General features: G+C 64.8%; 10 protein-coding genes. 3 read left to right on the forward strand and 7 right to left on the reverse strand.

The window, feature by feature from the left end:
• Window positions 1–64 precede the first annotated feature (64 nt).
• From AAG612_RS10810 to AAG612_RS10820, 3 genes are read right to left on the reverse strand one after another with little or no spacing between them, the layout of a single operon-like run.
• Window positions 65–526, reverse strand: coding sequence for a DUF2497 domain-containing protein (locus AAG612_RS10810; protein ID WP_342510084.1), 462 nt, complete (start codon window positions 524–526; stop codon window positions 65–67).
• A gap of 12 nt (window positions 527–538) precedes the next feature.
• On the reverse strand, window positions 539–2,038 hold the full coding sequence (locus AAG612_RS10815) for a TolC family outer membrane protein (protein WP_342510085.1): 1,500 nt from the start codon (window positions 2,036–2,038) through the stop codon (window positions 539–541).
• Window positions 2,039–2,040: 2 nt separating this feature from the next.
• Complete coding sequence (locus tag AAG612_RS10820; RefSeq protein ID WP_342510087.1) at window positions 2,041–2,658, reverse strand: protein-L-isoaspartate O-methyltransferase family protein; 618 nt, start codon at window positions 2,656–2,658, stop codon at window positions 2,041–2,043.
• 167 nt (window positions 2,659–2,825) lie between these two features.
• Between AAG612_RS10820 and AAG612_RS10825 the strand changes: the two genes are divergently transcribed.
• The 3 genes from AAG612_RS10825 to AAG612_RS10835 all read left to right on the forward strand — a co-directional run bounded on the left by AAG612_RS10825 (window position 2,826) and on the right by AAG612_RS10835 (window position 6,409).
• Window positions 2,826–4,346, forward strand: a complete 1,521-nt coding sequence (locus tag AAG612_RS10825) for a fumarate hydratase (RefSeq protein WP_425341855.1) — start codon at window positions 2,826–2,828, stop codon at window positions 4,344–4,346.
• A 139-nt stretch (window positions 4,347–4,485) separates the two neighbouring features.
• Window positions 4,486–5,685: a sensor histidine kinase gene (locus AAG612_RS10830; protein WP_425341856.1), complete on the forward strand. Its 1,200-nt coding sequence runs from the start codon at window positions 4,486–4,488 to the stop codon at window positions 5,683–5,685.
• Window positions 5,675–6,409: a LytR/AlgR family response regulator transcription factor gene (locus AAG612_RS10835; RefSeq protein WP_342510093.1), complete on the forward strand. Its 735-nt coding sequence runs from the start codon at window positions 5,675–5,677 to the stop codon at window positions 6,407–6,409. The genes AAG612_RS10830 and AAG612_RS10835 overlap by 11 nt, the downstream gene beginning before the upstream one ends.
• A gap of 96 nt (window positions 6,410–6,505) precedes the next feature.
• Here the strand turns inward: AAG612_RS10835 and AAG612_RS10840 are convergent, their stop codons facing one another.
• The 4 genes from AAG612_RS10840 to ileS all read right to left on the reverse strand — a co-directional run bounded on the left by AAG612_RS10840 (window position 6,506) and on the right by ileS (window position 10,894).
• On the reverse strand, window positions 6,506–6,859 hold the full coding sequence (locus AAG612_RS10840; RefSeq protein WP_342510094.1) for a UrcA family protein: 354 nt from the start codon (window positions 6,857–6,859) through the stop codon (window positions 6,506–6,508).
• Window positions 6,860–7,125: 266 nt separating this feature from the next.
• The gene (locus tag AAG612_RS10845) at window positions 7,126–7,536 is read right to left on the reverse strand and encodes a DUF3035 domain-containing protein (protein WP_342510096.1); all 411 of its coding nucleotides are present in this window, start codon (window positions 7,534–7,536) and stop codon (window positions 7,126–7,128) included.
• A 2-nt stretch (window positions 7,537–7,538) separates the two neighbouring features.
• The gene (lspA, locus tag AAG612_RS10850) at window positions 7,539–8,069 is read right to left on the reverse strand and encodes a signal peptidase II (RefSeq protein WP_342510098.1); all 531 of its coding nucleotides are present in this window, start codon (window positions 8,067–8,069) and stop codon (window positions 7,539–7,541) included.
• Entirely contained in the window at window positions 8,069–10,894 is a 2,826-nt protein-coding gene (gene ileS, locus AAG612_RS10855) for an isoleucine--tRNA ligase (protein WP_342510100.1), read from the reverse strand. Before ileS ends, lspA begins: the two co-directional genes overlap by 1 nt.
• Window positions 10,895–10,963 lie beyond the last annotated feature (69 nt).

Genomic DNA, 10,963 nt, shown 5'->3' on the forward strand with positions numbered 1-10,963 from the left:
GGCGCGGAAACTACGCCTAAGCGCGGCCCCCGCAAGCGAAAATTCTCTCGGGAATAGGGTTGGCTCAACCCTGCTTCTTGACGATCCGCGCGATTTCCTGCCGCACGAGATCCTCGACCATCGGGGGCAGGTTCTTGTCCAGCCACTCGGCCAGCATCGGGCGCAGCATCTCTCGCGCCATTCCTTCGAGCGAGGTTTCACCCGACCGCACGATCTGCGGCTGGGCGCCGGGCTCGGCGAGGAGGGCCAGCGTGGCCAGATTATCGCGCATCGAATCGCGGGCTGCCGTGCTCGTCAGGGGCTCGTCCGAATCGCGATCCTCATCTACCAGGTCGGCTTCGGCGAGGTCGAAGACCTCTTCGGCTTCCTCGTCGAGCACAGGATCCTGCGCGAGAGGCCGCGAATCATCGGGGCGAGAGCGTTCGCGACGGCGTCGTGCATCCATCGCGCCCGCGCGATTGTCGCGCGCGATCACCTTCTTGATGGAATCGAGAATTTCCTCGACCGACGCTTCGCCATCCCGCACTTGGCCCGTCCCTCAGTTGCCGTCCGATTCCAGTACCGGACCGTAAGTATCCCGGACTTCCGCGTCTGCAGGGGGAATGTCAATGGTGCGCGTGCCCCGCGCCTCGGGCTCGGGGTCCCGGCTCCAGTCGTTCCATTTGCCCGATACGCGGTCGAAATTGACCAGCGGATCGTACAGCGCACCGCCCTCGATCCCGAGGTCGCGTGCCTCGGCCAGGCCCATCGCGGCGAGCAACGAAAAGCCTGCCACGTAGGCGTTGCGCCGCGCGGTAACGAGATCGACGCGGGCGAACAGCAACTCCTGCTCCGCATTCAGAACGTCGAGCACGGTGCGGTTGCCGATCGAGTTTTCCGCGCGCACGCCTTCGAGGCTGAGCTCGGCGGCGGCTACGGCCTCGCGCGAACTGTCGATGATGGCGAGTGCGGCGGAATAGCTGGCGAAAGAGGCTCTCACCTGGGCAATCACGTCGCGCTCGGCGGCGATTACCTGGTCGAGCGCGGCGGACGCGCGGGCCTGTGCCTGGCGTTCGAGCGCGGCGGGCCGGCCTCCCTGGAACAGTGGTATCGTGAGCGAGATACCGGCCGAAGAAGCGGTCGCGGTCTGCGAGCTTGCAATAATCGGACTGGTCGGATCGTTTGGATCTGCGGGGCCACCCGGGACGCTGCCGAGGAAGTTCTGATAGTCGTATCCGGCAAAGGCCGAAATACGAGGCAATCGGCTGGAGCCTGCAACCTTGATGTCGAACCCAGCCGCCTGCGCACGTTCGCGCACCGCAATCAGGTCCGGATTGCTCTCCAGCGCCACGGTGACCGCCATACGCGGATCGTTTGGCAGGTTGGGAAGCGGCGGCGGCGGCTCGAGCTGGCCCGGCGCGGAACCGACCAGCTGGATATAGGTCTCGCGCGCCTGGATCAGGCCGGCCTGGGCCGAACGCAGATCGCCGCGTGCGAGCGCAAGGCGCGATTGCGACTGTGCGACATCGGTGCGGGTCAGATCGCCAATCTCGAACCGGTCGCTGGTCGCTTCGAGATTGACCGTCAGCACCTCGACCTGGTTGGCGCTCAACCCGACCAGTGCTTCGCTGCGCAGAACGTCCATGTAAGCGGCGACGACCTGGCTGAAGATCGCGCTCTCGGTCCCCCGAAGATCGGCACGGCCCGCCTGCACCCGCTCTTCGGCGGCGCGAATCGAATTCTTCACCGCACCGCCAGAATAGAGCGGCACGCCCAGATCGACCCCGGCGGTCAACGCGCGATCGGGTGCGAAGAAGCTGGTCGAGTTCTGCTTGATGAATTCGGTGACCGCCGCCTGCCCGGTGACATTCGGGCGCCCGTCGGCCTTTTCGATCGGCACGTTCTCGTCTGTCGCGCGCAGCTGCGCACGCGACGCCTGCAGTGTCGGATTGGTACGGTAGGCTTCGGCCAGCGCTTCGCGCAGCGTATCGGCGTGAGCCGGAGCGGCCAGCGCGACGGCTCCGAGTGCGAGCGATGCGAGAAGGGCTGGACGGATCATGGTCAGAAAGTCCAGCCTTGCGGCTTGTCGAACGCCGGGAGACGCGGAAGCTGCGTCTCGTTGAGCGGGATCAGCGAGATCGCATCGCCGCTGCGGCGCCCCAGCTCCAGCCGGATGACGCCCTTGCGGATGACGCCGGTCAGCAAGCGGCCTTCGGGTGCCAGCGCGGCGATCAGCTGCGCAGGGACATCCTCTACCGCGCCGTCGACCACCACCAGATCGAATACGCCATCGACATCGCCGGAAAGCAGCTCGTCGGGGGTCGCTTCGCGCAACTCCGCAACCAACGGACCCATCAATGCTGCAAGATAAGCGGTTGCGGGGCCGACGATCAGCGCGTGTTCGCCCTTGCCCGGCCGTGCCTGGCTCAGGATCTGGCCATGTGCGAGCGGCGGGGCGAGGGCTGCGCCGCTCGCGAGCGGGATCATGCGATCGACATAGGCCGCGGCGCGCATGCCTTCGGGCACGAAATCCTCGCGCGGAACATCCGCCATCCGATCGAGCACATAGCGATCATTGATCCCGCTGGTGCGCAGCTGGCTTTCGATCATGTGGCGGCGTGCGGCTGCGAAGTCGGGCGCTTTTTGCGCGGTCTCGATCATGGTTCTCGTCTCGTCCAATGGGTCGGCCGCGTCGGGCGGCCTGCGGGTCTCGGCGATCGTGCCTTGGGGGCGCCATATAGGGGGTGGAATGGCTCGCCAAGACCCGCATGACTTGTCGCATAGGCCAAGGCTGCTCTATCGGCGCTTGGGTTTCGATTAGCAGAAGGCGAGTGTCGATGAGTGACATGGTGAAAATCAGCGAAGACGATCTCATCGAGAGCGTCGCCGATGCGCTGCAATTCATCTCCTACTACCACCCGATGGACTACATCCGGGCATTGGGAGACGCCTACGAAGCCGAGCAGGGCCCGGCAGCGAAGGACGCGATTGCGCAGATCCTGACCAACAGCCGGATGTGCGCCGAGGGGCATCGACCGATCTGTCAGGACACGGGCATCGTGAACGTGTTCGTGAAGTGGGGGCAGGAGTGTCGGCTGGACAGCAAGCGATCGCTGCAGGAGGTCGTCGATGAAGGCGTGCGCCGCGCCTACAACCACGACGAGAACAAGCTGCGCGCCTCGATCCTCGCCGATCCCGCCTTCACCCGCCGCAACACGCGTGACAACACCCCCTGCGTTCTGTCGGTCGAGATGGTGCCGGGCAACACGGTGGGTATCGATGTCGCCGCGAAGGGCGGCGGCAGCGAGAACAAGAGCAAGTTCAAGATGATGAACCCGAGCGACAATATCGTCGACTGGGTGGTCGAACAGGTGCCCAGCATGGGCGCGGGCTGGTGCCCGCCGGGGATGCTCGGCATCGGCATCGGCGGCACCGCGGAACATTGCGTAAAGCTCGCCAAGCAGAGCCTGATGGACCCGATCGACATGGGTCAGCTGAAGGCGCGCGGGGCGCAGAGCGATATCGAGCAGCTGCGGATCGACATTTTCGATGCGGTCAACGCGCAGGGGATCGGCGCGCAGGGGCTGGGTGGCCTTTCCACCGTGCTCGACGTGAAGATCCTCGACTGGCCTTGCCATGCCGCGGGCAAGCCGGTCGCGATGATCCCCAATTGCGCCGCGACCCGCCACGCGCATTTCACGCTCGACGGATCGGGGCCTGCGTATCTCGAGAAGCCCGACCTCGACCAGTGGCCCAAGGTCAACTGGCAGCCTGACAGTTCGGCGAAGCGCGTCGACCTGAACAACCTCACCAAGGAAGAGGTCGAAAGCTGGGAGCATGGCGACCGCCTGCTGCTGTCGGGCAAAATGCTGACCGGGCGCGACGCGGCGCACAAGCGCATCAAGGACATGTTGGAGCGGGGCGAGGAGCTGCCGGTGAGCTTCAAGGACCGCGCGATCTACTATGTCGGCCCCGTCGACCCGGTCATGGGCGAAGTCGTCGGCCCGGCAGGCCCGACCACCGCCACCCGGATGGACACCTTCACCGAAATGATGCTCGACCTCGGTCTGCTGGCGATGATCGGCAAGGCAGAGCGCGGGGCCGACGCGGTCGACGTCATCAGCCGCTTCAAGACCGCCTACCTGATGGCGACCGGCGGTGCGGCCTACCTCGTCGCGCGGGCGATCAAGGAGGCGAAGGTCGTCGCGTTCGAGGAACTGGGCATGGAAGCGATTTACGAATTCACGGTCGAGAACATGCCGGTGACGGTCGCGGTCGATGCGGCGGGCAACAACGTCCACACGCTCGCGCCAGCGCAGTGGAAGAAGCGGATCGCGGAAGAGAAGCTGCTCGAAAAGTCCCGATAGCTGCTCGACCAGCGCCCTTCCGCACTCGACCGGCGCTGTTGCCTCGCACGCCTGGCGCGCGCAATCAGGGCGTATCGTGACAGACAATTACCCCGACCAGGATAGCCCGCGCATATCGGCCCGCCTGCCGCTGCGGTTGGTGCTGATTTCCATCGTCGGCCTGTGGGCGACCTATTTCCTGCTGGTCACCCTGCGCGGCGTGATCGTGGGGCTGGAGCTGCAAGAGGCGCTGCTTTGGCGGCGTTTGCTGGTATGCCTTGCAGGCGCCGTGATCACGTTCGGCATGTGGCTCGTCCTGCGGCTGGTCGATTCGCGATCCCTGATGGTCAAGACCGCCACTGCATTGGTTGTGGCGTTGCCCGCCGCGCTGATGATCGCGCAGGTCAACCAGATGGTCTTCGCCGATATTCAGGAAAAGATGATCCGCAAGATCGGCGAGAGCCAGGGCGTGGTCATCCGCCGCGACGAAGCGGGCAACCTGCTGGTCGATTTCCCCCAGATACCCAATGCCCAGGCGACCGGCGACACCGCGGGGCAGTCGGTCCAGAACACCGGGGGCGCCCGCAGCTTCATCCTTGCGCCCGCGCCCGTTGGTGCCGAGCGCTGGCGTCAGCTTTCCGACATTGCGCTGGGCCGCTATTTCCTGCTGCTCGCCTGGGCGGCGCTGTATCTCGCGATGCTTGCCGGAGCGCAGGCCCGCACGGCACAGGCGCGCGAAGAACGGTTCCGCAGCGCGGCGAAGGCGGCCGAACTGCGAAGCTTGCGCTACCAGATCAATCCGCACTTCCTGTTCAACACGCTCAACTCGCTCTCCTCGCTCGTCATCACCGGCAAGGAAGCGCGGGCGGAGGCGATGATTCAGGCAGTGTCAAATTTCTATCGTCACAGCCTCGCCGAAGAGCCGACCGAGGATGTCGCGCTGGAGGACGAGATCGCCCTGCAGCGCGACTATCTCGCGATCGAGGAGGTCCGCTTCCCCGAACGCCTGCTGGTCGCCATCGACCTGCCCGACGATCTGGAGCGCGCGCGGGTGCCGGGCATGATCCTGCAGCCGCTGGTCGAAAACTCGGTCCGCTATGCTGTCGCACGCTCGACCACCCCGGTGCAGGTCTCGATCGAGGCTTTTGCTGCCGATCAGAAACTGCACCTGGTTGTGGCCGATAACGGCCCCGGCCTGCCCGAGGGCACCGGAGGCGGCTTCGGCATCGGCCTGTCGAACGTGCGCGACCGGCTGAACGCCCGCTTCGGCGCCCGCGCGCAGGTCCGCTCCGGACAGGCCGAAGGCGGGGGCTACCGCACCGAACTCATCATGCCACTGGATTTCAACGATGGACGATAATGGACCCATGCGCGTCGTACTGGTTGACGACGAACCGCTCGCGATCGAGCGTCTGGAGGCCCTGTGTGGACGAATTGCCGACGTCGAAGTGGTGGGCAAGGCCGATCACGGCGAAGCCGCGCTGGAGGTGATCGGCGCGACCGCGCCCGATCTCGTCCTGCTCGATCTGACCATGCCCGGCATCGGCGGCATCGAGGTCGCGCGCAAGCTGGCGGGACAGAAAACGCCTCCCGCAGTGATCTTCGTCACCGCGCATGAAAGCTTCGCGGTCGAAGCCTTCGATCTCGACGCCGTCGACTACGTGTTGAAGCCCGTCGCTGCCGAACGGCTGGAGCGGGCGATCGCCCGTGCACTGGCCAAGCGCGGCGAGCCTGCGAGCACGGGTGAAACCAAGTGGCTGCAGGAACTGTGGGTTCCGCACCGCTCCGAACTGGTGCGCGTGTCGGTGTCCGACGTTCGCCGGATCGACGCCGAGCGCGACTATGTGCGGCTGTTCGTGGGCGACAAGACCTACCTTTTGCTGCAGACCATCGCCGGGCTGGAGGAGAAGCTGGATCCGGACGCCTATATCCGCATCCACCGCAGCACGATCCTGAGGAAGGACAACATTGCCGGGCTTCGTCACGACGGGCTGGGCGTGTGGTCGGTCGAGCTGGAAGACGGCGAGACCTTGCGCATCGGGCGCACTTATCTGCCCAAAGTGAAGGCGATGGCGGGGCGCTGAGCCTCGTAGCGCCAAGCCACACGGTGGCTTGGCTGCAAACGAAAGGCCCCCGCCGGAACCTGTCCGGAGGGGGCCGTTGCGTTGGTCATGCTGTTATCAGCCGCCGAGGCGCTCTTGCTCGATCTTGGCAGCGATCTGCGTGCGAACCTGCTTCTTCGCGCTCTTCACGCAGCGGCGCACTTCGCGGCTCTTGATGCGGGAGCCCATCTCGCTTTCATTGGCACCGCAGACGTCCTTGGCGGCCTGAGTGATCCGGCGATCCAGCGTCTCCTGGCCCTCTTCCGAGGACAGGTCGAGATCGGCATATTCCACTCCGACGGACTGCTGCTGGGCCAGCGCGGGAGCGGCGGGCAGGGCCAGGCCGAGGGCGGCGACCATTGCGAGGGCAGCTTTGGGGGCGCCGGACTTGGGAGCGCCGGACTTGAGAGCGGGGGTGAAAGTCGTCTTCATGAGTGTTTCCTCCATGGTTGCGGCGCACCTTGGGGGAATTTGGGGGTGGTGCGCCGCTACAGGAGAAATGGGCGATGGCAGCGCCCCGCGCACGCCGCTTTCGACGGGCGGCGTGATTCTTAGACGGACGTTACGGAATCCAGGACTAACAGCCGATAGGGACCGATGAACTACAATTGTAATCGTTCGTCCGTCCCTATCGAATGGCTTGGGCCGATTCGTTTCGGGAGGGGCGCCGTCAAACTATGTGAGCGCCCAGGTATCGGTCAGCCCGGGATCACGGCCTGCGCCGAACCGCCATCGCCTTCGGGCGCTGCGATGATGTCCTGCGTCACGCGGCCCTTGGCGACCGTTTGCGTCTGCGTGTCGCCCACCGAGGAGCGGATGCCGGGGGCTGCTTCGCCTGCACGGTCGAGAGCGGAGGCTTCGACCGCGCTGCGCGCAGCGGGGCCGCCGAACAGCGCCTCGAGTGCCTGCTCCGCAGCGGTGCCTTCGGTCGGGCGCGGAGCGCCGGGCTCGGGCGGGGCGAGGCTGAAGTCGGGCGGGACCACCAGCGGCGCCTGGCGCTGAACCGCGAATTCGTCGGGCCGCTCACGACCCAGAAGGCCGCCGCCGCTGCCGCAGGCGGACAGGCCCATCGCGAAGGTGGCGAGGATGAGGAGGCTCTTGGTGCGCATATTCAGCTCTCTTTCGCAGCTAACTGCATGTCATCGTCTTCCGCGCCCTTGTCGCGCAGGAAGAAGGAACGGGCAAGGATGATGAGGACGCCGATGGTGATGGCCGCATCGGCGACGTTGAAAATCAGGAACGGGCGGAAGGTGCCAAAGTGCAGGTCCGCATAATCGATCACGTAACCAAACAGTACGCGGTCGGTAATATTGCCGAGCGCGCCGCCAAGGATCAGGCCGAGGCCGAAAATGTCTCCGCCCGCGCGTTCGCGCAGCATCCACAGCAGCACGATCACCGCGATGAGGGCGGTGCCGGCCACGAGAATCCAGCGTGTCTCCACGCTGTTTGCCTCGAACAGGCCGAGCGAGATGCCGAAGTTCTGGGTGAACCGCAGGTCGAAGAACGGCAGCACGGTCTGGACATCGCCCAGCGTGTCGATCCCCAGCGGCCCGGTGACGAGCCATTTCACGAGCTGGTCGAGCCCGAAAACGAGCGCAGCGAGCGCGAGGCCGCCCATGCGGCGATTCCAGGCACAGTCCATCAGTCTACTACTCCCTCGCAGCGGCTGCACAGGTCGCCATCTTCCAAAACGCTCGGCAAAAGGCGCCAGCAGCGCCCGCACTTATTACAGGAGGAACGGGTTACGGTCACCCCGTCTCCATCATGGGTGGAGACTGACGCAGCGATGAACAGTTCGGCGAGATCGTCCATGTCGAACCCCTGCGGGACGGAACCGGCTGGCACAGACACCGCAGCCTCGTTGCTCGACCGGATGGTCTTTTCGCGCCGGAGCGGTTCGATCGCCTCGGTCACGTCCTCCCGCAATTCGCGCAGCGCGGCGAAGCGGGCGGCGAGGGCTTCGTCGGTCCAATTGTCGGGCAATGCGTCGATTTGCTGGAGGTGGATACTCTTCCCCTCGGGGAAGCGCGTGGTCCAGACTTCCTCGGCGGTGAAGACCAGCACCGGCGCGGCATAGCGCACCAGCGCGTGGAACAGCGTGTCGAGCACGGTGCGATAGGCGCGCCGCTGCGTCCACGCAGGATCGTCGCAATAGAGCCGGTCCTTGCGGATATCGAACAGGAAGGCCGAGAGGTCCTCGTTCGCGAACTCGGTCAGCAGGCGAGTGTATTCGTTGAAGTCGTAGTCCGCGATGCACTGCCGCAGCTTGGCATCGAGCTGTGCGAGCTGGTGCAGCGTGTAGCGCTCCAGTTCGGGCATCTCGGCATAATCGACCGCTTCCGAAGCCTCGTACCCTTCGAGCGCGCCGAGCAGGTAGCGGAAGGTGTTGCGCAGCTTGCGGTATTGGTCGGCCACGCCCTTCAGGATTTCGTCGCCGATGCGGTGATCCATCGTCGAATCGACGCTGAGCGCCCACAGCCGCAGGATATCCGCGCCGTACTGGTCGACGATCTTGAGCGGATCGACCGTGTTGCCGAGGCTCTTCGACATCTTGCGCCCGTTCTGGTCCATGGTGAAGCCATGGGTCAGCACCTGGTCGTAAGGCGCGCGGCCACGCGTGGCGCAGCTTTCGAGCAGCGAAGACTGGAACCAGCCGCGATGCTGGTCACTGCCTTCGAGGTAGAGATTCGCGGGCCAGGTCAGCGCGGGCCAGCGGTCACTTTCGAGCACGAAGACATGCGTGCAGCCCGAATCGAACCACACGTCGAGGATGTCATGCACCATCTCGAAATCGTCGGGATTGTGGTCGGAGCCGAGGAATTCGGCCTTGCGCGCTTCGTCCCACGCATCGACGCCGCCCTCGCGGATGGCATCGACCACGCGGCTGTTCACGCCAGAGTCCTGCAGGTAGGTGCCGTCCTTGCGGACGAATAGCGTGATCGGCACGCCCCACGCGCGCTGGCGCGAGAGCACCCAGTCGGGCCGCCCTTCGACCATCGAGCGGATGCGATTGCGCCCGCGTTCGGGCACGAAGCGCACGCGTTCGATCTCGCCCATTGCGCGGCTGCGCAGCGTGCCGCCGTCGCCCAGATCCTTGTCCATCGGTACGAACCACTGCGGCGTGCAGCGGTAGATGATCTTCGCCTTGGACCGCCACGAGTGCGGGTAGGAGTGCTTGTAGTCCGCGCTCGCGCTCAGCAGCGCGCCCACTTCGGAGAGGTCCGAGCAGATCGGACCATCGGGCGCGTTGAAATTGGGGTTGATGACCGAGCGGCGGCGCTCGTCGCGCCCGCCCAGCCACGGCCAGTCGTCGCGGTACACCCCGCCATCGTCGACCGCGAAGACCGGGTCGATCCCGTTCTCGCGACACAGATAGAAATCGTCCTCGCCATGATCCGGCGACATGTGGACGAGGCCGGTACCCTGCTCGTTATCAACGAAATCAGCCTTTAGTACTGGGCGAGGGGTTGCGAAAAACCCACCAAGCTTATGCATAGGATGAAGAACTTTCATCCCATCAAATGCGTCCGAAGGAATTTCCTCCGTGTGCCCAATCTCGGCATTATCTACCGCTGATTGCTCAAATGGATGTGACCCATGCTGGAGGCGCTCGATAAAATCGGAGCCGATCTGGATACTCTTCTCCATGATCAGGCGCTTGCCGCCGAACTCTAGCACGCGATATCGATAGTTATCGCCGTAGGCGATCGCCTGATTGACGGGTATGGTCCAAGGAGTTGTGGTCCAGATGACGAGGTTTGCGCCGACCAACTCAGGCGCATTCGGAGCCTCGACGATCTCGAACGCCACATCGATCTGCGTGCTCGTGATATCCTCGTACTCGACCTCCGCTTCGGCGAGCGCGGTCTTCTCAACGGGCGACCACATTACCGGCTTGGACCCGCGATAGAGGTTGCCCGCCTCTGCGAACTTCATCAGCTCGGCGACGATCGTCGCTTCGCTGTCGTAGTCCATGGTGAGGTACGGCTTGTCCCAGTCGCCCATGATACCGAGGCGCTTCAACTGTTCGCGCTGGGTATCGACCCACTTCTGGGCGTAGGCGCGGCATTCGGCGCGAAATTCGGCGCGCGGCACCTCGTCCTTGTTGAGCTTCTTCTTGCGGTATTGCTCCTCGACCTTCCACTCGATCGGCAGGCCGTGGCAGTCCCACCCGGGCACGTAGGGCGCATCCTTGCCGAGCAGGCTCTGCGTGCGGACCACCATGTCCTTCAGGATATGGTTGAGCGCGTGGCCGACGTGGATATCGCCATTGGCATAGGGCGGGCCATCGTGGAGGATGAACTTTTCGGAACCCGCACGCTCGGCGCGCAGCGCGCCGTGCAGGTCGTCCTGCTGCCACCCGGCCAGAATGCCCGGCTCCTTCTGCGGGAGCCCGGCTTTCATGGGGAAATCGGTTTTCGGCAGGAAGACGGTGTCCCGCCAGTCCTTCTTTGTATCGTCGCTCATCAGGCGCGAGGCCTTAGCGGGGCCTTGTGCATCGCGCAATTTTTCGATTGCCGTGCCCGCTATCGGATT

Source organism: Citromicrobium bathyomarinum (genome assembly GCF_038594605.1).
Lineage (GTDB): Bacteria > Pseudomonadota > Alphaproteobacteria > Sphingomonadales > Sphingomonadaceae > Alteriqipengyuania > Alteriqipengyuania bathyomarina_B.

What these genes read in the sequence shown, in the direction of transcription:
- AAG612_RS10815 (WP_342510085.1), bottom strand. Translation starts at nt 2,038, where the DNA reads ATGATCCGTCCAGCCCTTCTCGCATCGCTCGCACTCGGAGCCGTCGCG.
- AAG612_RS10825 (WP_425341855.1), top strand. Translation starts at nt 2,826, where the DNA reads ATGGTGAAAATCAGCGAAGACGATCTCATCGAGAGCGTCGCCGATGCG.
- AAG612_RS10835 (WP_342510093.1), top strand. Translation starts at nt 5,675, where the DNA reads ATGGACGATAATGGACCCATGCGCGTCGTACTGGTTGACGACGAACCG.
- AAG612_RS10840 (WP_342510094.1), bottom strand. Translation starts at nt 6,859, where the DNA reads ATGAAGACGACTTTCACCCCCGCTCTCAAGTCCGGCGCTCCCAAGTCC.
- AAG612_RS10845 (WP_342510096.1), bottom strand. Translation starts at nt 7,536, where the DNA reads ATGCGCACCAAGAGCCTCCTCATCCTCGCCACCTTCGCGATGGGCCTG.
- lspA (WP_342510098.1), bottom strand. Translation starts at nt 8,069, where the DNA reads ATGGACTGTGCCTGGAATCGCCGCATGGGCGGCCTCGCGCTCGCTGCG.
- ileS (WP_342510100.1), bottom strand. Translation starts at nt 10,894, where the DNA reads ATGAGCGACGATACAAAGAAGGACTGGCGGGACACCGTCTTCCTGCCG.